The organism is Thermus sp. H19.2 (assembly GCF_054979525.1).
In genome coordinates this window covers 1450561-1473641 of record NZ_CM143429.1, presented here as the reverse complement: position 1 = coordinate 1473641, position 23081 = coordinate 1450561, and the positions used below count along the sequence as shown (strand labels likewise).

28 protein-coding genes, 1 tRNA gene and 1 pseudogene are annotated in these 23081 nt (G+C 67.7%); 11 read left to right on the top strand and 19 right to left on the bottom strand.

Annotation, left to right across the window (positions count from 1 at the left end; translation table 11 throughout):
- Window positions 1-32: 32 nt before the first annotated feature.
- From pdo to ACY5J6_RS08040, 3 genes are read left to right on the top strand one after another with little or no spacing between them, the layout of a single operon-like run.
- Window positions 33-722, top strand: coding sequence for a protein disulfide oxidoreductase (pdo, locus tag ACY5J6_RS08050; RefSeq protein WP_462844468.1), 690 nt, complete (start codon window positions 33-35; stop codon window positions 720-722).
- A 1-nt stretch (window position 723) separates the two neighbouring features.
- Entirely contained in the window at window positions 724-1119 is a 396-nt protein-coding gene (locus tag ACY5J6_RS08045; RefSeq protein WP_462844467.1) for a rhodanese-like domain-containing protein, read from the top strand.
- Window positions 1120-1911, top strand: coding sequence for a TlpA family protein disulfide reductase (locus ACY5J6_RS08040; protein ID WP_462844466.1), 792 nt, complete (start codon window positions 1120-1122; stop codon window positions 1909-1911). It abuts the gene before it with no gap.
- Here the strand turns inward: ACY5J6_RS08040 and ACY5J6_RS08035 are convergent.
- The 7 genes from ACY5J6_RS08035 to ACY5J6_RS08005 form a co-directional block, all read right to left on the bottom strand.
- A complete protein-coding gene (locus tag ACY5J6_RS08035; RefSeq protein ID WP_462844465.1) occupies window positions 1908-3281 on the bottom strand; it encodes a SpoVR family protein in 1374 nt (457 codons plus the stop codon). The two genes, ACY5J6_RS08040 and ACY5J6_RS08035, sit on opposite strands and share 4 nt — an antisense overlap.
- 1 nt (window position 3282) lies before the next feature.
- Entirely contained in the window at window positions 3283-4326 is a 1044-nt protein-coding gene (locus ACY5J6_RS08030; RefSeq protein ID WP_462844464.1) for a DUF444 family protein, read from the bottom strand.
- Window positions 4323-6335 carry a PrkA family serine protein kinase gene (locus ACY5J6_RS08025; protein WP_462844463.1) on the bottom strand — a complete coding sequence of 671 codons (2013 nt, stop codon included), beginning with the start codon at window positions 6333-6335 and terminating at the stop codon, window positions 4323-4325. Before ACY5J6_RS08025 ends, ACY5J6_RS08030 begins: the two co-directional genes overlap by 4 nt.
- A gap of 135 nt (window positions 6336-6470) precedes the next feature.
- Entirely contained in the window at window positions 6471-7016 is a 546-nt protein-coding gene (locus ACY5J6_RS08020; protein ID WP_462844462.1) for a CPBP family glutamic-type intramembrane protease, read from the bottom strand.
- Complete coding sequence (locus ACY5J6_RS08015) at window positions 7016-7294, bottom strand: Lrp/AsnC family transcriptional regulator (RefSeq protein ID WP_462844461.1); 279 nt, start codon at window positions 7292-7294, stop codon at window positions 7016-7018. The genes ACY5J6_RS08020 and ACY5J6_RS08015 overlap by 1 nt, the downstream gene beginning before the upstream one ends.
- Window positions 7291-8016, bottom strand: coding sequence for an MBL fold metallo-hydrolase (locus tag ACY5J6_RS08010; RefSeq protein ID WP_462844460.1), 726 nt, complete (start codon window positions 8014-8016; stop codon window positions 7291-7293). The genes ACY5J6_RS08015 and ACY5J6_RS08010 overlap by 4 nt, the downstream gene beginning before the upstream one ends.
- 42 nt (window positions 8017-8058) lie before the next feature.
- Entirely contained in the window at window positions 8059-8745 is a 687-nt protein-coding gene (locus ACY5J6_RS08005; protein ID WP_462844459.1) for a metallophosphoesterase, read from the bottom strand.
- Window positions 8746-8768: 23 nt separating this feature from the next.
- Here ACY5J6_RS08005 and ACY5J6_RS08000 point away from each other — a divergent pair, with 23 nt between their 5' ends.
- The 6 genes and pseudogenes from ACY5J6_RS08000 to ACY5J6_RS07975 all read left to right on the top strand — a co-directional run.
- Window positions 8769-9203: a regulatory protein RecX gene (locus tag ACY5J6_RS08000; RefSeq protein ID WP_462844458.1), complete on the top strand. Its 435-nt coding sequence runs from the start codon at window positions 8769-8771 to the stop codon at window positions 9201-9203.
- 9 nt (window positions 9204-9212) lie between these two features.
- A complete protein-coding gene (locus tag ACY5J6_RS07995; protein ID WP_054638555.1) occupies window positions 9213-9650 on the top strand; it encodes an SRPBCC family protein in 438 nt (145 codons plus the stop codon).
- Window positions 9651-9739: 89 nt separating this feature from the next.
- Complete coding sequence (locus tag ACY5J6_RS07990) at window positions 9740-10012, top strand: stage V sporulation protein S (RefSeq protein ID WP_014515944.1); 273 nt, start codon at window positions 9740-9742, stop codon at window positions 10010-10012.
- Window positions 10009-11205, top strand: a complete 1197-nt coding sequence (locus ACY5J6_RS07985; protein WP_462844457.1) for a transcription antitermination factor NusB — start codon at window positions 10009-10011, stop codon at window positions 11203-11205. The genes ACY5J6_RS07990 and ACY5J6_RS07985 overlap by 4 nt, the downstream gene beginning before the upstream one ends.
- Entirely contained in the window at window positions 11202-11987 is a 786-nt protein-coding gene (gene proC, locus ACY5J6_RS07980) for a pyrroline-5-carboxylate reductase (protein ID WP_462844456.1), read from the top strand. Before ACY5J6_RS07985 ends, proC begins: the two co-directional genes overlap by 4 nt.
- Window positions 11984-12517, top strand: a pseudogene (locus ACY5J6_RS07975) (hypothetical protein); the annotation flags it as partial. The gene proC and the pseudogene ACY5J6_RS07975, both read left to right, overlap by 4 nt.
- A 91-nt stretch (window positions 12518-12608) precedes the next feature.
- Here the strand turns inward: ACY5J6_RS07975 and ACY5J6_RS07970 are convergent.
- From ACY5J6_RS07970 to rpsB, 8 genes are all read right to left on the bottom strand, one after another.
- Window positions 12609-13235 carry a glycosyltransferase family 2 protein gene (locus tag ACY5J6_RS07970; RefSeq protein WP_462844455.1) on the bottom strand — a complete coding sequence of 209 codons (627 nt, stop codon included), beginning with the start codon at window positions 13233-13235 and terminating at the stop codon, window positions 12609-12611.
- Window positions 13235-14245 (bottom strand): M50 family metallopeptidase, encoded by a 1011-nt coding sequence (locus tag ACY5J6_RS07965; RefSeq protein ID WP_462844454.1) that lies wholly within the window; start codon window positions 14243-14245, stop codon window positions 13235-13237. Before ACY5J6_RS07965 ends, ACY5J6_RS07970 begins: the two co-directional genes overlap by 1 nt.
- A complete protein-coding gene (dxr, locus tag ACY5J6_RS07960) occupies window positions 14242-15345 on the bottom strand; it encodes a 1-deoxy-D-xylulose-5-phosphate reductoisomerase (RefSeq protein WP_462844453.1) in 1104 nt (367 codons plus the stop codon). The genes ACY5J6_RS07965 and dxr overlap by 4 nt, the downstream gene beginning before the upstream one ends.
- On the bottom strand, window positions 15342-16166 hold the full coding sequence (locus ACY5J6_RS07955) for a phosphatidate cytidylyltransferase (protein WP_462844452.1): 825 nt from the start codon (window positions 16164-16166) through the stop codon (window positions 15342-15344). Before ACY5J6_RS07955 ends, dxr begins: the two co-directional genes overlap by 4 nt.
- A 90-nt stretch (window positions 16167-16256) precedes the next feature.
- A complete protein-coding gene (gene frr / locus ACY5J6_RS07950; RefSeq protein WP_462844451.1) occupies window positions 16257-16814 on the bottom strand; it encodes a ribosome recycling factor in 558 nt (185 codons plus the stop codon).
- A 12-nt stretch (window positions 16815-16826) separates the two neighbouring features.
- On the bottom strand, window positions 16827-17531 hold the full coding sequence (pyrH, locus tag ACY5J6_RS07945) for a UMP kinase (RefSeq protein WP_462844450.1): 705 nt from the start codon (window positions 17529-17531) through the stop codon (window positions 16827-16829).
- A 53-nt stretch (window positions 17532-17584) separates the two neighbouring features.
- Window positions 17585-18175 (bottom strand): translation elongation factor Ts, encoded by a 591-nt coding sequence (gene tsf / locus ACY5J6_RS07940; RefSeq protein ID WP_462844449.1) that lies wholly within the window; start codon window positions 18173-18175, stop codon window positions 17585-17587.
- On the bottom strand, window positions 18172-18963 hold the full coding sequence (gene rpsB / locus ACY5J6_RS07935) for a 30S ribosomal protein S2 (RefSeq protein ID WP_462844448.1): 792 nt from the start codon (window positions 18961-18963) through the stop codon (window positions 18172-18174). Before rpsB ends, tsf begins: the two co-directional genes overlap by 4 nt.
- A 163-nt stretch (window positions 18964-19126) precedes the next feature.
- On the opposite strand from rpsB, the gene ACY5J6_RS07930 reads away from it, so the two are divergent.
- Window positions 19127-19201 (top strand) — tRNA-Ala (locus ACY5J6_RS07930).
- A gap of 77 nt (window positions 19202-19278) precedes the next feature.
- On the opposite strand, the gene ACY5J6_RS07925 is transcribed toward ACY5J6_RS07930, so the two are convergent.
- Together ACY5J6_RS07925 and ACY5J6_RS07920 are read right to left on the bottom strand one after the other, a co-directional pair.
- Window positions 19279-20454 (bottom strand): tyrosine-type recombinase/integrase, encoded by a 1176-nt coding sequence (locus ACY5J6_RS07925; RefSeq protein ID WP_462844447.1) that lies wholly within the window; start codon window positions 20452-20454, stop codon window positions 19279-19281.
- Window positions 20432-20689: a helix-turn-helix domain-containing protein gene (locus tag ACY5J6_RS07920; protein ID WP_462844446.1), complete on the bottom strand. Its 258-nt coding sequence runs from the start codon at window positions 20687-20689 to the stop codon at window positions 20432-20434. Before ACY5J6_RS07920 ends, ACY5J6_RS07925 begins: the two co-directional genes overlap by 23 nt.
- 119 nt (window positions 20690-20808) lie before the next feature.
- Here ACY5J6_RS07920 and ACY5J6_RS07915 point away from each other — a divergent pair, with 119 nt between their 5' ends.
- Entirely contained in the window at window positions 20809-21024 is a 216-nt protein-coding gene (locus tag ACY5J6_RS07915; protein WP_462844445.1) for a hypothetical protein, read from the top strand.
- A 441-nt stretch (window positions 21025-21465) separates the two neighbouring features.
- Here ACY5J6_RS07915 and ACY5J6_RS07910 read toward each other — a convergent pair whose 3' ends face one another.
- Window positions 21466-21873 (bottom strand): hypothetical protein, encoded by a 408-nt coding sequence (locus ACY5J6_RS07910; protein ID WP_462844444.1) that lies wholly within the window; start codon window positions 21871-21873, stop codon window positions 21466-21468.
- A gap of 42 nt (window positions 21874-21915) precedes the next feature.
- The gene (locus ACY5J6_RS07905; RefSeq protein ID WP_462844344.1) at window positions 21916-23031 is read right to left on the bottom strand and encodes an IS4 family transposase; all 1116 of its coding nucleotides are present in this window, start codon (window positions 23029-23031) and stop codon (window positions 21916-21918) included.
- Window positions 23032-23081 lie beyond the last annotated feature (50 nt).

Genomic DNA, 23081 nt, shown 5'->3' with positions numbered 1-23081 from the left:
ACCTACCCCTACGGGGGTATCCGGGAGGAAACATGGCGCTACTGGGACCCAAGGAACAGGAGATCGTGCGGGAAAGGCTTTCCAACCTCACCCGGGACGTGGAGCTGGTGCTCTTCACCGACACCTCCACCCTCATCGCCCCGGGCAAGGAGCCTTGCCTGTACTGCAAGGAGACGAAGCAGCTTCTGGAGGAGCTTTCCGCCCTTTCCGACAAGCTCCACCTGGTGGTCTACGACCTGGCCACCCCCGAGGGGCAGGAGAGGGCCCAGGCCTACAAGGTGGAGGCCGCCCCCACCCTCATCCTCCGGGAGAAGGGCTCGGAGGCCATTAACCTCCGCTACCGGGGGATCCCCGCGGGCTACGAGTTCGCAAGCCTCCTCGAGGACATCGAGATGCTGGGCCGGGACGGCCACGGCCTGCCCGAGAACGTGGTCCAAGAGCTTAACAACCTTCCCGAGGAGGTGGTCCTCCAGGTCTTCGTCACCCCCACCTGCCCCTACTGCCCGCAGGCGGTGCGCACCGCCCACCGCATGGCCTACGCCTCCCCCAAGGTGTGGGGCGAGATGATTGAGGCCAACGAGTTCCCCGAGCTTTCCAACCGCTACCACATCCACGGCGTGCCGGACACCGTCATCAACCACGGCAAGGAGCGCCTTCTCGGGGCCCAGCCCCTCTCCCAGTTCCTCCAGGCCATCCGCAAGGCCGTGGGGGTGAAGGCCTAGCATGACCCGTCGCGCCCTTCTTGGCCTCAAGGTAGCCTCGCTGATCCTCGCCTTGCCCCTGGTCCTCGCCGCCTGCGGGCCCAAGGGGAGCTACAAAAACGTGGCTCCGGAGGAGCTCTACCGGGCCCTGGCCTCGGGGGCGGTGGTGGTGGACGTGAGGACCCCGGGGGAGTTCGCCCAGGGCCACGTCCCCGGGGCCATCAACCTCCCCGTGGAGGAGGTGGCCCGCTGGGCCGACCAGATCCCCAAGGACAAGCCCGTCTACCTCTACTGCCACAGCGGCAACCGGAGCCGAAGGGCGGCGGAGTACCTGGCGCGGAAGGGCTACACGAACCTCTACAACGTGGTGGGGGGGGTCTTGGCCATAGAGCGGGCCGGATACCCCCTGGTGCGGTAGATGGATGCCTGGCAGTTTGGGCCCTTCGCCATCCCCTGGGTCCGGCTCAAGGTGGCCCTGGTCCTCCTCGTCCTGGTGGGGGTGGCGGAGGTCCTTTCCCGCCGGGTGGACCGAAGGCTTTCCTCCTGGGCCCAGGGGGCCGTGCTGGTGGGGCTTTTGGGGGCCAGGCTCGGCTTCGTGCTGGAGAACGCTTCCGTCTACGCCAGGGACCTCCTTTCGGTCCTCTACGTCTGGCAGGGGGGGTTTGACCCCTGGTGGGGTATCCTGGCGGCAGGGGGGTATACGCTCATGGCCTTGCCCAGACACCTTTGGCGGTACGCCCTGGGGGCAGCCCTGGCGGCCGGGCTCTTGGCGGGCCTCCTTTTTACCCGGCAGGGAAGGGTGGAGGAGGGGCGCCTTCCCGCCCTGACCCTCGCCACCCTCGGGGGGACGGAGGTCAACCTGGAAAGCTTTCGGGGAAAGCCCGTGGTCCTCAACGCCTGGGCCACCTGGTGCCCGCCCTGCCGCAGGGAGCTTCCCATGATGATGCGCCTTGCCCAGGAGAACCCCGGGGTCCATTTCCTCTTCGTGAGCCAGGGGGAAGGCCCCTTGGTGGTGCGGCAGTTCCTGCAGGAGGGGGGCCTCGAGGCCCAGTGGGTTCTCTTGGACCCTGAGACCCGCCTCTCCCAGACCCTGGGCATCCAGGGGCTTCCCACCACCTTCTTCTTTGACCGGGAGGGGAGGCTGGTGGCCCGGCACCTGGGGGAGCTCTCCGAGGCCCTCCTTCTGGGCTACCTCCGGGTCCTCCGCTAGGGGCCGGCGGAAAGCAGGGTTTCCTTTCCCTCCACCACGGTCTTCAGGTGGACGGGCCTTCCCCAGAGGCGGTGGAGGTTTTCCAGCACCGCCTGGGTCCTTTTGAGGTCCAACCCCACCCCCTCGTAAGCGTGGAGGAGGAGGAGTTCTCCGCGGTTTTGGTAGTTGGCGTCTACAAGCTCCACGATGGGGTAGCCCAGGTTGGTGAGGCGGAAAAGGAGGGCCCTCTTGGCCTCTTCAAAGCGGGGCAGGTCCTCGGGGGAGAGGAGGCCGCGCCTCAGGGCGAACTCCGGGGTGAGGAACTCCTCCAGGAAGTTTAGGTCGGTGTAGACCGTGCGCACCCGGAAGAGCTTTTTCCTCCCTTCCCCCGTGGGCCTCTCGTAGCGGAGCCTTTCCCCCAGGGGCAGGGCCTCGTACTCAGGGCCAAAGCGCCCCTTGTCCCAGCGCTCCTCCACCTCCTGAAGGAGGTGGTAGCCCAAGCGGTAGGGGTTCAGGCCGTGGGGGGCGAGGAGGCTTGCTTGCATCTCGGCGAACTCCAGGGCCTCCTCGGGGGTGAGGAGGGGAAGGAGGAGTTTCGTGTGCCAGTAGGTGGCCCAGCCCTCGTTCAGGATCTTGGTGGCCCCCTGGGGGGCGAAGTAGAGGCTCTCTTCCCGGACGATCTCCAGGATGCCCTTCTGCCAGGGGGCGAGGGGGGCGTGGCGGGCCAGAAAGCCCAGGATGTCCCGGGTGGGTTTGGGGGGCAGGGGCTCGGGGCTTGCCCCCTCCTCCGCCTCCTTGGGGGGCTCGGGGGGCGGGTTCACGTAGGGGTCTAGGTAGGGGCGCACGGGGATGCGTCTGGGGGCCTCCCCCTCCTCCTTCTGGGCGGGCCTTTGGATGTAGGGGGCGTGGGGGTCGATGAGGTTTTCCAGGGAGAGGGCGAGGTCCAAAAACTCCTCCACGCTCCTCGCCCCGTGCCGCTCCATGGCCCGCTCCACGTAGGCGGCGTGGTGGGCCATCTCCGAGAGCATGTCCTTGGGGACGGGTTGGAAGGCCAGGTTGTTGTGGAAGAAGTCGGCGTGGGCGTAGACGTGGGCCATGACCAGCTTCTGGGCCAGGAGGGGGTTGCCCTTCAGGAGGTAGGCCTGGACCGGGACGGTGTTCACCACCAGCTCGTAGATGCGGGATAGGCCATAGCGGTACGTTTCCCGGTAGCGCAGGTACTCGCTTCCCCAGCGCCAGTGGGGGTAGCGGCGGGGGAAGCCCCCGTAGGCGGCCAGCATGGCCATCTCCTCGGGCCCTACCTCCTCGAAGAGCACCGGGGCAAAGCTGAGCCCCTCGGCCTCCGCCCGTTCCTTCAGCAGCTGGGCCCAGTGGCGTAGCTCCTTCTGCACCTTACCCTCCCAGAAGCCGCCTCAGGGCGAGGGGGAGGTCCTCCCGTCCCCGGACCTCCGTAAGGGCCAGCCCCTCCCGCCCTCCCAAGGCCTCCCGTACCTCTTCCAAGAAGCGCCCCTGGCCGTAGGGGCCTTGGACCTGGGCGTAGCCGTAAAGGGCCAGGGAGGGGAGGAGGCGCCTTAGGGCCTCGAGGGCCAGGGGGGTGTCCCCCTGCCAGTTCTCCCCATCGGAGAAGTGGTAGAGGTAGCGGTTGTAGAAGGCCTCGGGGTAGGCCTTAAGGATCTCCTCGGCGAGAAGCAGGGCGCTGGAAAGCCTTGTCCCCCCGCCTTCCCGGGCCTTGAAGAACTCCTCCTCGGGCACCTCCCAGGCCTCGGCGTCGTGGAGGAGGTAACGCCTTTCCAGCCGGGGAAAGTGCCGCTTGATCCAGAGGGTGATCCAGAAGGAGAGGGTCTTGACGAGCCTCAGCTCCTCCTCCCGCATGCTCCCGGAAACGTCCAGGGCGAAGAGGACCACCGCCTGGGCGTGGGGGATGGGTTTGCGCCTGGGAGCCTTGTAGCGCAGGTCCTCCCGCTCGGGCACCAAGAGGGGGTCTTCCGGCCGGTACTCCCCGCTTTGCAGGGCCCTCTTGAGGCTTTCCTTGAGGGTGCGGCGCACGTGGCGGAGCCCCCTCGGCCCCTTGCGGGCGATGGTGGTGTGGCGGAAGGCCTCCTCCGTGACCTCTCCCTCCCCCTTGGGCCTTAGCCGGGGAAGCCTCAAGGCCTCCCCCACGAGGTCCAAGAACTCCTCCAGCTCCAGCTCGGCCACCGGCACGTGCCCCCCGGGGCCCAAGGCCTCCTCCCCGGGCCCCCCGAGGCCCAGCCCTTCTCCCAGGGGCTCTCCGTAGACGATCTTGGGAACCTCCAGCTGGGGCAGGGGGATGGAGACCACCCGCCCCTCCACCTGGCCGAAAAACTCCCCCCGGGTCAGGAACTCCCGGGCCCGCTTTTTCACCTCTCCCCGGACGATCTCCTTGAAGCGCAGCAGGTCTCGCTCGATGGGCCTCATTTTTCGCTCCGGGCGAAGAGGGAGGCGGCGAACTCCAAGACGCCGCTGGCGCAGTGCTCGCAGTAGCCGTGGTCGCGGATGAGCCGGGCCTTGACCACGTCGATCTTGGCCTGGGTCTCCGGGTCCACCACCCCCGAGACCAAGGCGGAAAGCCTGATGGTGTCCTTCTGGTCGTCAAAGAGCTTGAGCTCCAGGGCGCGGCGCAGGCGGTCGTTGTCCTTGTAGGTGAACTGCCTCCCCTCCAGGGCCAAAGCGCCGATGTAGTTCATGATCTCCCGGCGGAAATCGTCCTTGCGGGACTCGGGGATGTCAATCCGCTCCTCAACGGAGCGCATGAGGCGCTCGTTGGGGGGCTCGGGGGCCCCGGTGTAGGGGTTTTTCACCTTCTCCCCCAGGACGTAGGCTTTCACGTGGTCGATGTAGTTGTGGAAGAGGCGGTTTAGGGCCTCCTCGTCCGCGGCGATGGCCCTTTGCACCTCGTTCTTGACGATCTCGGCGTACTCCGCCTTCACCTCCTGGAGGAGGGCCCGGTAGCGCTCCCGGGTCTTCTCGTCGGCGATGAGGGAGTGGTGCTTGAGGCCTTCTTCCAGCTCGTTCATCACCATGAAGGGGTTGATGCAGGGCTCCTCGCTGGTGACGAGGACGTTAGAGATCTTGTCCTGGATGTACCGGGGGCTTATCCCTTCCAGGCCCTCCCGCTTGGCCTCCCCCATGAGTTCCCTGACCGCCTCCTCCGTCCAGCCGGGGAGGAGCTTGCCGTCGTAGAGCTTGAGCTTCTGCATGAGGGTGAGGCCCGCCCGCTTCGGGGGTTCCAGCCGGGTGAGCACGGCCCAGGTGGCGGCCATCTCCAGGGTGTGGGGGGCGATGTGCTTCCCCCGCACCTTGGCGAAGTCCCGCCGGTAGATCCTCACCTCGTCGGAGACCCGGAGGATGTAGGGGACGTCAATCTTGATGGTGCGGTCCCGGAGGGCCTCCATGTACTCGTTGGCCTGAAGTTTTCTATATTCTGGCTCGTTTGTGTGGCCCAGCACAATTTCGTCTATGTCCGTCTGGGCGAACTTTTTGGACTTGATCTTGTGCTCTTGGCTTGCGGTGAGGAGGTCGTAGAGAAAGGCCACGTCCAGCTTGAGGATCTCTATGAACTCCACCAGGCCCCGGTTGGCGATGTTGAGCTCCCCGTCAAAGTTGAAGGCCCGGGGGTCGGAGTCGGAGCCGTAAAGGGCCACCTTGCGGTAGTTGATGTCCCCGGTGAGCTCGGTGGCGTCCTGGTTCTTCTCGTCCTTGGGCTGGAAGGTGCCGATGCCCACGCGGTCCTTTTCCGAGAGCACCAGGCGCTTCACCACCACTTCCCCCTCCAGAACCGCCGCCAGGTCCCCCCCGTGCTTCTTTAGGGCCTCCCGCATCTGGAAGCGGCAGACCGGGCACAGGTCCCCCTCCACCTCCAGGGGGTAGGGGTAGTCCGGGTGGAGGGCCCTCAGCTCGGCGAGGAAGTCCGCCCGGATCTCCGGGGGCAGGAGGTGGAGGGGCTCCTCGTGCATGGGGCAGGGCAGGGGGCCCTCCTCTGTCTTCCAATAGAAGGTGAAAAGCCTTCCCTCCTCGGTGCGGCTGTAGGCCTCGAGGCCCTTCTTGAGAAGCCTGGCGATGGTGCTCTTGGCCGAGCCCACGGGCCCGTGGAGGAGAAGGATGCGCCGCTCGGGGCCTAAGCGGTGGGCCGCCGCCTTAAGCGTGGCCACCAGGCGCATGAGGGGCTTGTCCAGGCCGAAGATGGCGTCCTTGCCCCCCTCAAAGGGGTCGTCAAAGAAGCGGTAGTGGAGGAGCTTTTCCTTGAAGAGGGTGTACTCCTCCACCCCGTGGGAAAGGACCATGTCGTAAACCCTTTGGAAGCTGGTCCTCAAGGGCCTCGGGTCCTCCTTGAGGAGGCGTAGGTAGTCGGCGAAGGAGCCCTCCCAGCTAAGGGCCCGGTAGGCCTCGAGGTCCTGAAGGCGGCGGATGCGCTCCAGCTCGTTCATGGAGACCCTCCTTCATAGGGTCCGGCGCCGCTTTGGATAGCTACAGGCTCATTATACCAGGCTCAGGAGGGAAAATGTGGCCTCGGCCCTGGCCGAGGGGGCGGAGGAGGGGCACCTTGAGGGGTTGGGCCCGCCCTAGCGCCCAAGCTGGTAAAAGCCCCGGGCGTTGTGGAGGAAGTGGGCCAGGACCCCGGGCAGAAGGCTTCCTGTGAGGAGGTAGGCCAGGCCCAGAAGAAGGCCCGCCGCCCCGGTGTAGAGGGTGTAGGCCAAGGCCCCCCTGGGGGCGGGGTGGAGGAGGGCGAAGAGGAGGGCCTGGAGGAGCACCGCCCAGGGGCCCAGCTTCAGGGCGAGGAGGCTTTGCAGGAAGCCCCGGAAGAAGACCTCCTCGGCCAGGCCCGAGAAGAAGGCCAGGAGGAGGAGAAAGGGAGGGCCTGCCCCCGCCCGGCGCAGGGCCAGGCCCAGCTCCTGGTGGAGGCGCTCCGCCTCCTGGAAGGACCGGGGGAAGAGGCGGCGAAAGAGGACCTCGAGGCCCGCCAAGCCCAGGAGGAGCCCAAGCCCCAGAAGGCTTTCCGCAAAGGGGTGCCTCCCCAGCATGGGAAAGCCCCCAAGGAGCATCCCCCCTCCCCCCAGGAGGAGGAGCCCCCCCTGCAGGAGAAGGAGGAAGCGGAAGGGCCCGGGCACTACTCCTGCCCTAGGGAGAAGCCCTGGTCCAGGAGCTTTCTGGGGTAGGCCCGGAAGGCCAGGAGGGTTTCCGTGCGCTCCACCCCTTCCAGGCCCAGGATCCCCTGGGTTACGGCCTCGTCCAGATCCTCGAGGTCCTTGAGCCGGAGGAGGGCCACCAGGTCATAGGGCCCGGTAACGGAGTAAACTTCCGCCACCTGAGGCAGCTCGGCGATGGCTTCCCCCAAGGGGGCGATGCGGTCGCCACGGGCGCGGATGAGGACGAAGGCGGTGATCATCCCTCCATCATAAGGGCCTTCACGAAGGCGAGGCGGCTCATCTCCCCTCCCGAGAGGTAGGCCAGGGGGCTCTCCCCGCCGAAAAGGCGCTTGAGGACTTCCTCGGGGGTGAGGCCCTGGGCCCGGAGCCTCTGGGCCTCCTCCCGCTTGGCTTCCAGGAAGTCCCGCTTGGCTTGGAGGGCCTTTAAGGGAGCCTCCACGGGCCCGGCGTGGGCGCAGTAGAAGGCCCGGGGCCTGAGGGCGAGCACCCTCCGGAGGCTTTCCAGGAGGGCGGGGAGGTCAAACCCTGGGGTGGCCAGGCTGGCCTTCACCCCCAGGAAGAGGTCCCCCCCGAAGAGGAGGCCGGCCTTGGGGTCGTAGAGGGCCACGTGGTCGGGGGCGTGGCCCGGGGTGGGGAGGAGGTGGAGGGGGCCTACGTGCTCGGCCACCTCCACCCGCGCGGGGCGGGGGCTTCCCCAGACCAGGCGGCGGTAAAGGCGGAGGGGTTTGGGAGCGGCGACCAGGGCGGCCGTCAGGGCGCTCTCGTAGACGGGAAGGCCAAGCCGAAAGGCTCCCCCGGCGTGGTCCTCGTGGGCGTGGGTGAGGAGGGCGGCCTCGGTCCCCGGGGCGAAGGGCGGGACCTTGGGAGGGCCTGTGTCCACCAGGAGGCCCCGGTACCGGTAGACGTAGACCCCATACCCCACCCACCGCCCCACGGGGGTGGTGAGGTAAAGGGCCTCCACGCCATCCCCTATAGGCCTCCAAACCATGTACCGAGTATATCCTTAGTCCGCTTCCAACACCAGCTTGGGCCGGAAGCGGAGGGTGTCCGCCGCCACCAGGTGGAGGGGGATGCCCCGGTAGCTCTGGGGAAGCCTGGCGGGATCGGCCCCGTGCAGGTGGCCGTAGACGATGGCCGCGGGGCCGGCTTGGGCGGCCAGCTCCAGCAAGGGGGTGGCCTCCCCGCCGGGCCCGAAGGGGGGAAAGTGGAAGGCCACCAGGAGGTGGCGGTAGGGCCTCCCTTCCAGGGCCCTCAGGGAAAGCCCGAGCCTTTCCGCCTCCCGGGCCAGGATCTTCTCGTCCTCGGGGGTTTCAGGAGGGTACTGCCAGCCCCGGGTGCCCGCCACCGCCACCCCGTCCAGGACCAGGGCGTCGTTCTGCAGGGCGTACATGCCTTCGGGGAGGACGGCGCGGAGCCTGGAGATGGAAGGCCACCAGTAGTCGTGGTTGCCCTTGAGGAGCACCTTCCTCCCCGGAAGCGCCGCCAGGTCCAGGAGGTCGGGGATGGCCTCGGGGAGGCGCATGGCCCAGGAGATGTCCCCGGCCACGATCACCAGGTCCGAGGGCCCCACCACCTCCCGCCAGCCGCGAAAAAAGGCCTCGGGGTGGCCTTGCCAGCCGGGGCCGAAGATGGTCATGGGCTTGGGGTGGACGCGGGAAAGGTGGGGGTCGGCGATGGCGAAGACCCGCATGGGCCATAGCGTACCCTAAACCTATGGACAAGGCCGAGGCCTTCGCCTACGCCCTGCGCCTCCTTTCCCGGCGGGCCATGAGCCAGGCCCGCCTTAGGGAGAAGCTCCTGGCCCGCTTCCCCGAGGCCGAGGTGGCCCAGGCCCTGGAGCGCCTCCTGGCCCTGGGCTACCTGGACGACCGGGCCTTCGCCGAAACCTTCGTGGCCGTCCGGCGCAAGTACGGCCCCCTGAAGCTCCGCCACCTCCTAAGGGCCCAAGGGGTGGGGGAGGAAGTGGTGGAGGCGGTTCTCGGGAAGCTTGGGGAGGAGGAGGCCCTCGAGGCCGCCCTTAGGGCCCTGCGCCGCTACCCCAGGCGCCGGGACAAGGCCAAGGCGGTGCGGTTTTTGGTGGGGCGGGGCTTCCCCCTCTCTCTGGCCTTGCGGGCCTACGAGCTTGCCAAGGAGGAGGAAAAGGGGTAAAAAGAGCCCATGCCCGAGGTGCGCGCCGAGCGCTATATTCCCGCTCCGCCGGAAAAGGTCTATGCCCTGGCCAAGGACCTGGAGGGCCTGAAGCCCTACCTCAAGGAAGTGGAAAGCCTTAAGGTGCTTTCCCAGGAGGGCAACCGCACCCGGAGCGAGTGGGTGGCGGTGGCCATGGGCAAGAAGGTTCGCTGGCTGGAGGAGGAGGAGTGGGACGACGCCCACCTGAGGAACCGCTTCTTCTCCCCGGAAGGGGATTTTGACCGCTACGAGGGCACCTGGGTCTTCCAGCCCGAGGGCGAAGGTACCCGGGTGGTCCTCACCTTGGCCTACGAGCTCACCATCCCTATCTTTGGGGGACTTCTGCAAAAGTTGGTGCAAAAGCTCATGCAGGAAAACGTGGAAAGCCTTCTGAAGGGCCTGGAGGAAAGGGTCCTGGCCGGCTAGTTGCCAAAGGGCCCCGCTTGCTCTAGCATGGGCCTTGAGCCGCCCATGTCTTTCCCCAGGGGTGGCCCAAGGGTTTTCAGGAGGTCAAAGTGGAAACGTTGCGCGTCTCTTCCAAGTCCCGCCCCAACTCCGTGGCCGGCGCCATCGCGGCGCTATTGCGCACCAAGGGGGAGGTGGAGGTGCAGGCCATCGGGCCCCAGGCCGTCAACCAGGCGGTGAAGGCCATCGCCATCGCCCGCGGCTACATTGCCCCCGACAACCTGGACCTGGTGGTCAAGCCCGCCTTCGTCAAGCTGGACCTGGAAAACGAGGAGCGGACCGCCCTGAAGTTCAGCATCAAGGCCCATCCCCTGGAGTCTTGAGGGCCGACACCCCAAGGGGCCTGGCCCTGGCCGTTCTCCTTCAGGTGGAGGAAGGGGGTCGGGCCCAGCAGCTTTTGGACCGCACCCTGGAACGGGTGGGCTGGCCCGAGCGGGATAGGGCCTACGTTACCCACCTGGTCTACGGGGCCCTGCGCTACCTGAGGTTCCTGGACTTTCTCCTAGAACCTCACCTTAAGGCCCCGGAGAAGCTGCCTAAAGAGGTGCGCTGGGCCCTGCGCCTGGGGGCCCTAGAGTGGTGGTTGGGGAAGCCGGACCATGCCCGGGTGAGCCCTTGGGTGGAGGAGGCGAAGCGCCGTTACCCGGGGCTTGCGGGTTTGGTGAACGCCGTGCTTCGCCGCCTGCGCCCGCGGGAGGCCCCGGAGTGCGTGCGCCTTTCCCTTCCTGACTGGCTCTGCCAGGCCTGGCGGGGCTTCTTCGGGGGAGTGGGCTTTGCCGAGGCCTTCAACGAACCCGCGCCCCTCTTCGTCACCGCCTACCGGGAGGTGGACCTGCAGCCGGGCCCTGTCCCCGGGAGCTACCTCTTTGAAGGCCCCAAGACCGATTTCCCTGCCCTCGGCCTCCAGCCGCAAAACCCCGCTTCCCTCTTCGCTGCCACCCTTCTGGAGCCCACACCTGGGGAGAGGGTGTTGGACCTTTGCGGCGGGGCCGGGCTCAAGGCTTTTTACCTGGCGGCTCGGGGTGCGGAGGTGGTTTCCTACGACCTCAACGCCAAGCGCCAGGAGGCGGGGGCGAAAACGGCCCGGCGCCTCGGCCTGAAGGTGGCCTACCGCACCCAGGACCTGCGGGAACCCCTTCGCGAAAGGGCCAAAAAGGTTCTCCTGGACGTCCCTTGCACCGGCACAGGCACCTTCCGTGCCCACCCCGAGCTCCGCTACCGCCTGGAGGAAGGGGACCCGGCCCGGATGGCGGCCCTTCAGCTTCAGCTTCTGGAAACCGCCGCCCAGGCCACGGAGGAGGGGGGGGTTTTGGTCTACGCGGTCTGCTCCCTCACGGAGGAGGAGGGGGAAGGGGTGGCTCGGGCCTTCTTGGAGAGGCACCCCGAGTTCCGCCCGGAGCCCTTTTCCTGCCCTTTGCCCGTCCTCCGGCATGGGCTTGGGGTGTACGTGGCCCCCGAGGGGGGCCTGGACGGGTTTTATTACCTCCGCCTCCGCAAGGTAGACTCAAGGGCATGAAGCTCGCCTTCCTGGGCCTTGGCAAGATGGGCCGGAGCATCCTCAAAGGGGCTTTGGAGCGGGGTTTTCTACGCCAGGAGGAGGTGGGGGTGGTGGGGCGCACCCCGGAGCGGGCCCGGGCCCTGGCCGAGCCCTTCGGCGTCCGCCCCCTTGTCCTGAAGGACTTGGCCGAGGCCGAGCGGGTGCTCCTCGCCGTTCAGCCCCGGGACTTCCCCCAGCTGGCCCCGGAGGTCCCCCGGGGCCAGCTGGGCTTCCTCTCCATCATGGCCGGGGTCTCCACGGCCGTCTTGGCCCGCAGGCTGGACACCCGGCGGGTGGTGCGGGCCATGCCCAACCTGGCGGCCATGATCGGGGAGAGCTCCACCGCCCTCACCGCTTTAAAGGAGGCCCAGGAAGCGGGGGACCTGGAATTCGCCCGGGCCCTTTTCGCCACCGTGGGGGACGTGTACGAGATCCCCGAACACCTCTTTGACCCCTTCACCGCCATGTCGGCTTCGGCGCCCGCCTACCTGGCGGTGGTGGCCGAGGCCCTGGCGGATGCCGGGGTAAAGATGGGCATGCCCCGGGCCCTGGCCCTCCGCCTGGCGGCGGACGCTCTGGCGGCCACGGGGGAACTCCTCAAGACCCGCCACCCTGCCACCCTGAAGGACGAGGTGGCGAGCCCTGGGGGTACCACCATCCACGGCCTGCACGCCCTCGAGGCCCGGGCCCTCCGAGCCGCCTTCTACGAAGCGGTGGAGGCCGCCACCCGCCGGGGGCACGAGCTGGGGGAGGTGGAATGAGGCGGCGCCTTCCCGGGTGGCTGGCCCTGGGCCTCCTCCTCGCCTTGGCCTCGGCCCAGGTCTTCCCCAAGGAAGGGGGGGTTTACGCCTACTCCGACGGCACCCTCCAGGAGCTGAGGCCCACCTCCGAGGGCTTTCGCTTGCGCTACCAAAAAGAGGGCAAGGCCTTCCGGGAAGACCGCCTGAAGGCCTCGCCGGAAGGGTTTTACCTTTTGGGGGTGGGGCTCCCGGAAGGGTATTTCCCCTTCGCACCCCCGCTCCTCCTCTACCCGGCCCGCCTGGAGCTGGGGTCGGCCTGGGGGGGGAGCGCCCGCTTCCGCGGCCAGCGGGTGGCCCTCTCCGCCCGGGTGGAGGGGTGGGAAGGGGTGAGGGTGAAGGCCGGGGCCTTCAACGCCTACCGGGTGCGGGTGGCCTATACCACGGAAAAGGGAGGCACCGACCTCAAAGAGCTTTACCTGGTGCCGGGGCTCGGGGTGGTGGCCTACCGGGCGGGGGAGGCCTGGGTGGAGCTGGTGCGCTTTAAGTACCCCACCGCGGCTTTCGCCGCGGCGGGGGCCCCAAAAGGACTTTCTCCCGGCCCTGTTTCGGGTGTCCCATGTTGCGAAAACAACGTGCGGACACTTAGCCCGCCTTGAGGCGGTAGCGCAGGATCTCCCAGTACATGCGCAACCGGTGGAGGAAGCCCTTGAGGAGGCCCCGCTTTTCCTCCTTCATCACCTGGCTCACCCCGGGAAGGGGGAGGTAGCGCACCCGCCAGCCCTTGGCCTTGGCGTGGCGGGTGAGAAGGAGTTCCAGGTCGTAGCGGGCCCCCGCCAGGCCGGGCACGCTTCTTAGGGCCTCCGAGGCCAAGGCCCGCTGCCCCGAGAGGAAGGGGGTGAGGCGCATGGCCAGGTCCGTGGAGAGCCGCCCCCCCTGGAAGACCCCCACGGTCATCTCCGCTTCTCCCCGGGCCACCGGGGCGAGGAGGGCGTGGAGGTGCTCGGGCCTCAGGCCCAAGAGGTCGGCATCCAGGAGGAGGACGAGGGGCGTGGCCACCGCCTTAAGCCCTTCGGCGATGGCCCCCCCCTTGCCCCGGTTCTCCCCCAGGCGCACCACCTGCGCCCCCGCCCTTTCCGCCTCCTGGGCGGTGCGGTCCAGGGAGCCGTCGTCCGCCACCACCACGGGGAAGCCCGCCTCCTTGGCCACTTCCACCACCTTGGCGATGGTGGCCTCCTCGTTGTAGGCGGGGATGAGGACCGTGGCCGTCATCAGCCTCCGAGAAGCCTCCTTAGGTCCTGGAAGGTCACCAGGATCACCAGGAGGATGAGGAAGAGGAAGCCCAGGTAGTGCACCATGGCCTCCCGCTCCTTTGGGATGGGAAGGAGGCGGGAGAGGAGGAGGAGGAGGATCCTTCCCCCATCCAGGGCGGGGATGGGGAGGAGGTTGAAAAGGGCCAGGGAAAGGTTGATGGAGACCATGAGCTCAAGAAGCCGGAAAAGCCCTTCCTGGGCCGCCCTACCCGTTTCCGCCACGATGCCTAGGGGCCCGACCACCCCGCTATTGGGGTTGCCGGAGAGGACCCCGAGAAGCCCTCCCACCAAGGCCCGCACCATCTCCGGTCCGAAGGAGAGGATGCGCCCCGCCGCCAGGAGGAGCCCCTCTGGGAGGCTCACCCGACGGAAGCGCACCTCGGGCTGGTAGACCACCCCCAGCTTTTCCACTCCCTCCCGCCAGGTGAGGCGAAGGACCACCTCCTGGCCGTCCCGCAGGAGGGTAAGGGTGTGGGCGCCCGGGGTCTTGAGCCTTTCGATCTCCTGGGGTCGGGAGAGGGGTTTCCCGTCCACGGCGAGGAGGAGGTCCTTGGGCCTGAGGCCCACCTCCTCGGCCGGGCTTCCCGGGAGGACTTCCAGGATCACCGCCCGGCCCGTGGCCTCGGGCACCCCTTGGGCGCTGAAAAGGTAGCCCAAGAGGCCCCAGGCCAGGAGGAGGTTCATGACCACCCCGGAAAGGAGCACCCAGAGCTTCCCCAGGAAGGGGAGGGCGTCGTAGCCCCGTCCCCTCTCCTCGGGTAGGAGGCCTTCTATATCGGCGTACCCCCCCAAGGGGACGGCGGAAAGCCGCCACTCCGTGCCCCAGGCCTGGCGGCGCCAGAGGACCGGGCCAAAGCCCAGGCTAAAGGCCTTGACCCTCACCCCCTGGAGGCGGGCCGCTAGGTAGTGGCCCAGCTCGTGCACGAAGACGCTCACGCCGATGATGACCAGAAACCAGATCAGGCTCATGCCCACCTCTTGGCCTCCTCCCGGGCCCAGGCGTCCACGGCGAAGAGGCTCTCCCATGTTAGGGGTTCCTGGGGGGTGGCTTCCAGCACCCGGGCCAGGATCTCGGGGATGCGGGGGAAGGGGAGGCGGCCTTGGAGAAAGGCCTCCACCGCCACCTCGTCGGCGGCGGAGACGGCCACCTGGGCGAGGCCTCCCCGCCTCCCCGCCTCGTAGGCCACGGCCAGGGCGGGAAAGCGTTTGGGGTCGGGCTCCAAAAACTCCAGCGCCCCGGGGATGGGGAGGTCCTTCAGGGGGGTTTCCGCCCGTTCGGGGTGGGTGAGGGCGTACTGGATGAAAAGGCGCATGTCCGTGGGGCCGAGCTGGGCCTTCAGGTTCCCGTCCACGAAGCGCACCAGGCCGTGGACGTAGGCCTGAGGGTGGACGAGGACCTTGATCCTCTCCAGGGGAAAGCGGAAGAGCTCCTTGGCCTCGAGGACCTCCAGCCCCTTGTTGAAGAGGGTGGCGGAGTCCACGGTGACCTTGGGGCCCATGCGCCAGCGGGGGTGGCGGAGGGCCATCTCCGGGGTCACCTGGGAGAGGTCTTCGGGGCTTTTGAGGAAAGGCCCGCCGCTTGCCGTGAGGATGAGCTCGGCCACGTCCTCCCGCCTCTCCCCGAGGAGGGCCTGGAAGAGGGCGGAGTGCTCCGAGTCCACGGGGAGGATCTCCGCTCCCGAGGCCTCCGCCTCCTGCCAAAGGAGAGGGCCCGCCGCCACCATGGCCTCCTTGTTGGCCAGGGCCACCCGCTTTCCGGAGCGCACCGCCGCCCGGGTGGGGGCAAGCCCCGCCAGGCCCGGGATGGCGGCCACGGCCACCTCGGCCTCGAGGGCGGCCACCTCCTCCGCCGTGGCCAGCCTTAGCCCGGGGAAGCGGGCCTTCAGCTCGGCGTGGAGGCTTTCGTCCGCCGCCACCAAGAGGGGCTTAAAGAGGGCGATCTGCTGGGCGAGGGCCTCCAGGTTTTTCCCGGCGGCCAGGCCCACCACCCGAAAGCCCCGCCAGCGGCAGACCTCCAGGGCCTGCCTTCCGATGGAACCCGTGGAACCAAGGACCACGACCCGTTTCATGTGAAGAGCACCACCAGGTAGTAGGTAAGGGGAAAGGTGAAGAGGAGGCTGTCTATGCGGTCCAGAAGCCCCCCGTGCCCCGGGAGGAAGTGCCCGGAGTCCTTTACCCCGCAGTAGCGCTTGAGCATGGACTCGGCCAGGTCGCCCAGCTGGGCCGCCAGGGAAAGCAGGAGGCTGAAAAGCCAAAGCTCCAAAAGCCCGAAGGGAAACACCTCCCGCACCAGCCCCGTGTAAACCAGAAGGGCCAGGAAGCTGAAGGCGATGCCGCCCAAAGACCCCTCCACGGTTTTCCCGGGACTGATCTCGGGGGCCAGCTTCTTCCGGCCGAAGAAGCGGCCGGCAAAGTAGGCCCCGATGTCGGTGGCGAAGCTGGCCACGATGGGAAGGCTGAGGGTCCAAAGCCCCAGGGTCCCATCGGGAATTTCCCGCAGCAGAAGGGCGTACCCCAGGTTCCAGGGCAGGTAAAGGAAGGCCAGGAGGGTGAAGGCGAAGCGGGTGAGGTCGGCCCCAAAGAGGAGCTCGTAGCTGAAGGCCGCCATGAGGAAGAGGCCCAGGGCCACTTCCCGCCAAGGCACCTGGGGGAAGTGCCACTGGAGGGCGGGGAGGGAGAAGAGGAAGAGAACCCCACCCCCTAGGTGAAGCAAGGGCAGGTGGAGGACCACCCCTCGGCGGGCCAGCATGCCCTTGAGCTCCAGGCTTCCCAGCCAGAGGACGAGGAAAAGGGTAGGAAGGATCAGGGGCGTCCCCGCCCAAAGTACCAGGAGGAGGAGGCTCGCTCCGATGAGGGCGGAGAGGACCCGGGTGGGAAGGTCGTCCCTCACCCCCGGCCTCCTCGGGGGGCGCAGGGCATGCCGGGCGCGCTTTTAGGCATGGCGTTCACCCTTTGGCCCCTTCTCCTGGCCCGGGAGGGCTTAGTGGAGGATCTCCTGCTCCTTCTTCTCCACCATCTCGTCCACCTTGGCGACGAACTCGTCGGTGATCTTCTGGATCTCCCCTTCGGCCCGCTTGGTGTCGTCCTCGGAGAGGTGGAGTTCCTTGGCCAGCTTCTTGAGCTTTTCCAAAGCCTCCCGGCGAAGGTTCCGGATGGCGATCCGCCCTTCCTCGGCCAGGTGCCGGGCGGTCTTGACCAGTTCCTTGCGCCTTTCCTCGGTGAGGGGCGGGATGTTGATGTAGAGGGCGTCCCCCTTGTTGCTGGGGTTCAGGCCCAGGTCGGATTCGCGGATGGCCTTCTCGATGGCCTTGAGGGCGTTCTGGTCCCAGGACTGGACCACCAGGGTGCGGGCATCGGGAGCGGTGACGGTGGCGATCTGGTTTAGGGGGACGTGGGTGCCGTAGTACTCCACCTTAAGGTGGAGGAGAAGGGCGGGGTTGGCCCGCCCGGTGCGCAGGCCCGCCAGGTTGTGCTCCAGGGCCTCGAGGCTCTTTTGCATGTGGCTCCGGGTTTCCGCATAGAGCTCCTTCAGGGTCATGGTCCCTCCTTTCTACGAGTGGATCAGGGTGCCCACCTTTTCCCCCTGGATAATACCCACCAGGGCGCCGGGCTTAAAGATGTCAAAGACCACGATGGGCACGCCCGCCTCCATGCAGAGGGTGATGGCGGTGGTGTCCATGACCTGGAGGCCGCGGTTCAGGACCTCCAGGTAGGTGAGCTCGTCAAAGCGCACCGCCTCCGGGTTTTTGCGGGGGTCGTCGGAGTAGACCCCGTCCACCTTGTTCTTGGCCATGAGGACCACCTCGGCCCCCACCTCCAGGGCGCGGAGGGCGGCGGCGGTGTCCGTGGAGAAGAAGGGGTTCCCCGTTCCCCCGCCGAAGATGACGATGCGTTCCTTCTCCAGGTGGCGGAGGGCCCGGCGGCGGATGTAGGGCTCGGCCACCTGGGGGATGGTGAGGGCGGTCTGGACCCGGGTGGGGATGGAGAGGGCTTCCAGGGCATCCTGGAGGGCCAGGGCGTTCATGATGGTGGCCAGCATCCCGATGTAGTCGGCGGTGGCCCGGTCCATCCCCACCCCCTGCCGGGCCCCCCGCCAGAGGTTCCCGGCGCCGATGACGATGGCCAGCTGGACCCCGGTCTCGTAGGCGGCCTTGATCTCCTGGGCCAGGGCCCGGGTGGCCTCCGGCTCGATGCCGAAGCCGTTTTGCGTGAGGAACTCCCCGGAAAGCTTGAGGAGGACGCGCTTGTACTTCATGGCTCTAAGAAAAACCGGGGCCCTTGGATGGGGGCCCCGGCGGCTTCCATGGCCTACGCTCCCACTTCCAGGCGGCAGAAGCGCCGCACCACGATGTTCTCCCCGGTCTTGGCGATGGCCTGCTGGAGGAGCTCCTTCACCTTCACCTTGTCGTCTTTGACGAAGGGCTGCTCCAGAAGGACCACCTCCTCCAGGTACTTCTTCAGGCGGCCCTCGGCGATCTTCTCGGCGATCTCTTTGGGCTTCCCCTCGTTGAGGGCGGCCTGGATGTAGATCTGCCGCTCCCTCTCCAGTTCCTCGGCGGGGATCTCCTCGGCGGAGACGTAGCGGGGGTTCATCATGGCGATGTGCATGGCCAAGTCCTTGGCCAGGCTCTGGAAGATCTCGTTCCTGGCCACGAAGTCGGTCTCGCAGTTGAGCTCCAGGATCACCCCCACCCGCTGGTTGTGGTGGATGTAGTGGCCGATGAGGCCTTCCCGGGCCTCCCGCTCCGCCTTCTTGGCGGCCTTCATGGCCCCCCGCTCCCGGAGGAGCTGGACGGCCTTATCCTCGTCCCAGCCGGCGTCCTCGAGGGCCTTCTTCACGTCCATCATCCCGGCCCCCGTGGCCTCGCGAAGCTTCTTGATGAGTTCCATCTGGCTCATGCTTCCACCTCGTCCTCGCCTTCCAGGCCCTCCTCCAGAGCCCCGCGGGCCTCGGCCCGCTCGGCCTCCTCCACCAGGGCGTAGGAGGGGGAGGGTTCCACTACCCCACCCCGGGCCTCGATGATGAGGTCCGCCGCCCGGGAGAGGATGAGCTGGATGGAGCGGATGGCGTCGTCGTTGCCGGGGATGATGTAGTCCACTAGGTCGGGATCGGAGTCGGTGTCCGCCAGGGCCACCACGGGGATGAAGAGCTTCCTGGCCTCCCGCACGGCGATGGCCTCCTTGGTGGGGTCCACCACGAAAATGGCGTCAGGAAGCCGCTTCAGCCGCCGGAAGCCAGAGAGGTACTTCTGCAGGCGTTCCAGTTCGTGCTTCAGGCGCACCTGCTCCTTCTTGGGGCGCTCGTGGATGTCCTCGGAGGCGAAGAGGTTTTCCAGCTCCTCCAGGCGGTGTACCCGCTGGGAGATGGTCTTGAAGTTGGTGAGCATCCCGCCCAACCAGCGCTGGTTCACATAGGGCATGCCCGCGCGGTCTGCCTCCATGCGCACGATGTCTTGCGCCTGCTTCTTGGTGCCCACGAAGAGCACCGTGCCCCCGCGCATGGCCAGGTCCTCGAGGAAGCGGAAGGTGCGCTCCAGCTCCACCATGGTCTTCTGCAGGTCAATGATGTGGATGCCGTTGCGCTCCGCATAGATATAGCGGCCAAACTTGGGGTTCCAACGCTTGCGCTCGTGGCCAAAGTGGACCCCGGCTTCCAGTAGCTCCTTCACGCTGATGTTGACAGGCATATTCCTCCCATCGGGGAAGGTTGGGCTTGGCGTTTCCCGTGCGCCGTCCTCTTTCCCACGGGACCTTCCCCTGCCCGAGGGCTGGTGCGGCACACCTCTCCGATTATAGAGGGGAAGGGTCCTTTGCGTAAGCCCCCCTCTTGGGCTATACTGCCGAAGGCTTGGGGCGGTAGCTCAGAGGGAGAGCACCCGCCTTGCAAGCGGGAGGTCCGGGGTTCAAATCCCCGCCGCTCCACCAGCTCCAGGACGCAAAGCTTTACCCCCCGGTAGCTTGGCCGGGGGGTCAGTTTTACTGCAGTTTTACTGCAACGCGGTTCAGGCCCGGGCCCGGGGACGGGCCAGGTCCTCGGGGTCAATGACCCAACCCCGCCGCTCCTCCTTCAGGAGGTGGCGGTACACGTTCAGGGTGATGGTGGGGTTGGCATGGCCCATCCTCTCCGCCACCAGCTCGAGGGGGGCTCCCTGAGCGAGGAGGAGGCTTCCATACGTGTGCCTCAGGTCGTGGACCCGCACCGGGGGAAGGCCCAGGCGCTTCGCGATCCGCCTCAGGGCGTGGTTCGGGCTGTTCGGGTCCAAGGGCCTCGAGGGCTCCCCGGTGCCGGGGAAGACCCAGGGGGTGGGGATCCCCGCGAAAAAACCCTCCCACCAGGTCCGGTACTCCCGAAGCCTCAGGAGGGTGGCGTGGGGGATGGGCACCGCCCGCTCCCGGCCCGTTTTGAGGCCCGTGAGGGCGGGTTTCGCCCCTTCCATGCTCCAGGAGCGCCGCACGTGGAGGAGGCCCGCCTCGAGGTCCACGTCCTCCCACCGGAGGCCCAAAGCCTCTCCCCGCCTCAGGCCGCACGCCAGCATGAGCCGAAGGGCGAGGGCCAGGCGGGGGTCGGGGTAGCGGTCCAGGGCCTCGAGGAGGGCCCCCACCTCCTCGGGCTCCAAGGTCCGGCCCGCCCTCTCCCGGGGGAGGTCCCGTGGGGCACGGATTTTCACCGGGGCCACGGGGTTGCGGGTCACCACCTCGAGGCTCAGGGCCTCCTCGAAGAGGGCGTTCAGCCGCTCCCGGACCTTCTTCACCGTACGGATGGAGAGACCCCGCTCGGCGAGGGCGTCCAGGGCGGCCCGGATGTGAGCCGGTTTCACCTCCTGGAGCCGCATCCCGCCCAGGGGGTCCGGGGCCTGGGGATCCCGGAGCGAGGGGAGGACGTACCCCAGCTCGTGGCGGTAAAGGGAGAGGGTCCTCGGGCGCACCTCCCGCGCCTTTCGCTCCAGCCACCTCGAGGCCCACTCCCGGAGGGTCGTTTCGGTGGGGTCAGGGAGGAGGCCTTTGTGCCGCTGGGCGGCGAGGTCGGCGAGGCGCCCCGCCACCTCCTGGCGGGTTTTGCCGTAGACCGTGAGCCGTTTGGGCTTGCCGTCCGGGCCGTAGCCCACCACGATTTGTCCCATCCAGCGCCCGTCCGGGCGGCGCACGATGGTTCCCTCACCGTTTCCCCTGCGACCCATCCTCCACCTCCTCTTCATACGCCAACAGGTCCCCCACCCCGTAGGTTTTCCCGGTGAGTTCCCGTAGCCCGGCCAGGAGGGCCTCGAGGGTGCCCACGTCCAGGCAGGTGGGCACCTCGCCCCGGGCCCAACGGTAGATGGTGTTGCGGGCGGCGCGGCGCGCGAGGGTCTTGGCGAGGCGGTAGGCGGAAATCCCCTCGCGCCGCAGGATTTCGGGAAGGCGGTTCCGTATCACGCCCCTATGGTACCACGGGCGAAGGGACACCCCCCTTGACAATAGTACCAAGTGCATGGTACTATAGGGGCACCTAGGGAGGAGGTTGGAGGCTGCTCCCTAGGGGTTTGGAGGAAACCATGACCAGGTTAGCGGAAAACCGGATGCAGGCGCAACAGGCGGCGGTACTCGTGCTGAACGCGAGGGAGGCCCAGGCCCTCCTCAACTTGCTCCTCGGGGAGAAGGAGGCGGGGGAGCTTTCCGAGGCCCTCGAGGGCCTCTACCAGGCCCTCGCGGCCCAGGCCCCGGAGCTGGGCCTCCGGCGCTCCCGGCACGGGGGTTGGTACCGGATTTAGGAGGCGTGGGGGGCGGGGAAGCCCGCCCCTCTTCCTCTCGGAGGAAGGGGCGATGGAGCGGATTGACGGCGTGCGCGTGTGGGCCCAAGGGGGCCTCGAGGCCTTTGGGGAGGGCCTGGAGGTTGAGGTTCAGACCTGGGAGGTGGTGTAGCGGGCGCAAAACTCCTCCCCCAGCCTGAAGGCCGGGGAGCAGGCTTCGCTGAACCTCGGAGCCCAACAGACCCGAGGGCCCGGCGCGATAACAGACCTTATCGCCGGGAAGCCACCCCGGATCCGGCCCTTTCCGTCATCGTCTTACAAAGCGAGGTGGAACACGCCATTGCCCTCGTGGACGACCCGGTGCGGTGGGCGAACCGCTACCTGGAGGTGCGCACCGCGGGGGGGCACCGGGTGCTCCTGGAGGACGCCGCCCTAGTGGTGGAGGGGGAAGGTGCAGGTGGGCTAGGCCTTTTGGGTCACGTTGGAAGACGGTTTGGGAAGGCGGTCCTGCCACTCCTCGAGGCGGAGGGCACCCCGCTTGAGGAGGGCGTCCAAGGCCGCCTGGAGGCGGGCCCGGGGGAAGGCGGCCTTGCGAGGGCTCCAGGCTTGGAGCGCCTTTTGCAGGGTGACCCAGTCCCGGGCCCCTTCGCGGCGCACGGCCCAGTGGACCGTGGCCAGAAGCTCTAGGCTATCAGGGGTCTCAAAACCCTTGACCCAGTCTGCCGCCCGGGTGGCGGCCTCGTCGGCCTCGGGGTGGTCGGCGAGGAAGAGGATGGCCTCGTTCAGGGCCTGGGGCTTGAGGTGGATCTGGGAGGCCCCCGTGCGGTCCCCGAAGCCCTGGATGTAGTGGTCCTCGAGGCGGGCCAGCACGTGGTTCAGGGGCTCGGCGTAGGGGCCAAACCTGAGCTCTCATCACTTTCCTCCCCCCAGCTCCTGAAGCAACCTGACCAACTCTGCCAGCACGGCTTCCTTCCAAGGCGGGGGCCCCTGGGCCAGGGCGATCCGGCCCAGGCGGAAGAGGCTCTGCCGCTCGGGATGGGCCAGGAGCCGGGGAAGCCATTCCCTGCCCCGCAAGCACACCCCCAGAAGGACCAAGAGCGCCATCCCCAAGGCCAGAAGCCATAACCACCCCCTGAGGCTCGCCCCCGTCCGCAGCCGATGGCGGTCCAGCCCAAACCCCTGCCCCTTCAGGTCCCTAAACCCCTCTTCAATCCAAACCCTCCACCCATAGGAAGGCTCCCCACCCAAGGGCCCCCAGTAGGCCAGATACCAGGGCTCCCGACCCCCCGGGTACACCAGGAGGGTGACCTCCACCCCCTCCCCGCCATGGCCCAGGTCAGCGAAGCTACCTTGAAGGCGGACCTGTCCACGCTCGGGGCTGGCCGGCTTGGGGAAGCGCTCCCCCAGGAGGAAGCGCTCCTTCTCCTCGGTCTCCACGCCTCGGTTGCGCCGCAGGCGGATGAGGAAGCCCATGCCCCACTCCTGGAGCTTTCGCATCAGGGAGACCCGGTCAAACCCCCGGTCCAGGAGGAAGAGGGGGGTGTACCCCAGGTCCTGGACGGCGCGGCCCAGGCGGTGGAGGAAGTCCTCTTCCACCCGGTTTTGACTGGGGAAGGGGGAGAGGGGGTGAAGGGCGAAGGCCACCACCAGGGCCCTTCCCTTGAGGGGGAGGGCGGCCACCAGGGCCTGGTGCTGGCCGTCCTCGGCGGGGGTCCAGTCCACGAGGAGGGGTAGGGGTCGGCTTTTGGGGAAACGGGGGAGGAGCAAGGGGAGGAGGGTTTGGGTGAGGGTCCAGGGGTCTTGCAGGTGGGGGTGATGGAGGAAGCGCCAGAGGCGGTTGAGGCGGCTTTGGGCCAGGATGGGGAGGGGGGTTCTGCGGGCGAGGTCGGAGAGGGTGGGGTCTAGGGGTGCGGTGAGGAGGGTGGAGAGGAAGAGGGCGAGGTTGGAGCGGGTGGTTTTCCTTAGGGGGGCGAAGACCTTGTGGACCCAGGGGGTGATAAGTTGGGAGAGGGGGGTGGTGGGTGGCATACCTTACTCACCCCCCTCTTCTCTTCCCTTGTCAAGCCCCAGCCCTCAAA

Bases quoted from the DNA above. Each gene is read 5' to 3' on its own strand.
- pdo (WP_462844468.1), top strand. From the start codon at position 33: ATGGCGCTACTGGGACCCAAGGAACAGGAGATCGTGCGGGAAAGGCTT.
- ACY5J6_RS08045 (WP_462844467.1), top strand. From the start codon at position 724: ATGACCCGTCGCGCCCTTCTTGGCCTCAAGGTAGCCTCGCTGATCCTC.
- ACY5J6_RS08040 (WP_462844466.1), top strand. From the start codon at position 1,120: ATGGATGCCTGGCAGTTTGGGCCCTTCGCCATCCCCTGGGTCCGGCTC.
- ACY5J6_RS08030 (WP_462844464.1), bottom strand. From the start codon at position 4,326: ATGAGGCCCATCGAGCGAGACCTGCTGCGCTTCAAGGAGATCGTCCGG.
- ACY5J6_RS08025 (WP_462844463.1), bottom strand. From the start codon at position 6,335: ATGAACGAGCTGGAGCGCATCCGCCGCCTTCAGGACCTCGAGGCCTAC.
- ACY5J6_RS08015 (WP_462844461.1), bottom strand. From the start codon at position 7,294: ATGATCACCGCCTTCGTCCTCATCCGCGCCCGTGGCGACCGCATCGCC.
- ACY5J6_RS08005 (WP_462844459.1), bottom strand. From the start codon at position 8,745: ATGCGGGTCTTCGCCATCGCCGACCCCCACCTTTCCCGCGTCCACCCC.
- ACY5J6_RS08000 (WP_462844458.1), top strand. From the start codon at position 8,769: ATGGACAAGGCCGAGGCCTTCGCCTACGCCCTGCGCCTCCTTTCCCGG.
- ACY5J6_RS07995 (WP_054638555.1), top strand. From the start codon at position 9,213: ATGCCCGAGGTGCGCGCCGAGCGCTATATTCCCGCTCCGCCGGAAAAG.
- proC (WP_462844456.1), top strand. From the start codon at position 11,202: ATGAAGCTCGCCTTCCTGGGCCTTGGCAAGATGGGCCGGAGCATCCTC.
- ACY5J6_RS07970 (WP_462844455.1), bottom strand. From the start codon at position 13,235: ATGACGGCCACGGTCCTCATCCCCGCCTACAACGAGGAGGCCACCATC.
- ACY5J6_RS07965 (WP_462844454.1), bottom strand. From the start codon at position 14,245: ATGAGCCTGATCTGGTTTCTGGTCATCATCGGCGTGAGCGTCTTCGTG.
- dxr (WP_462844453.1), bottom strand. From the start codon at position 15,345: ATGAAACGGGTCGTGGTCCTTGGTTCCACGGGTTCCATCGGAAGGCAG.
- frr (WP_462844451.1), bottom strand. From the start codon at position 16,814: ATGACCCTGAAGGAGCTCTATGCGGAAACCCGGAGCCACATGCAAAAG.
- pyrH (WP_462844450.1), bottom strand. From the start codon at position 17,531: ATGAAGTACAAGCGCGTCCTCCTCAAGCTTTCCGGGGAGTTCCTCACG.
- tsf (WP_462844449.1), bottom strand. From the start codon at position 18,175: ATGAGCCAGATGGAACTCATCAAGAAGCTTCGCGAGGCCACGGGGGCC.
- rpsB (WP_462844448.1), bottom strand. From the start codon at position 18,963: ATGCCTGTCAACATCAGCGTGAAGGAGCTACTGGAAGCCGGGGTCCAC.
- ACY5J6_RS07925 (WP_462844447.1), bottom strand. From the start codon at position 20,454: ATGGGTCGCAGGGGAAACGGTGAGGGAACCATCGTGCGCCGCCCGGAC.
- ACY5J6_RS07915 (WP_462844445.1), top strand. From the start codon at position 20,809: ATGACCAGGTTAGCGGAAAACCGGATGCAGGCGCAACAGGCGGCGGTA.
- ACY5J6_RS07905 (WP_462844344.1), bottom strand. From the start codon at position 23,031: ATGCCACCCACCACCCCCCTCTCCCAACTTATCACCCCCTGGGTCCAC.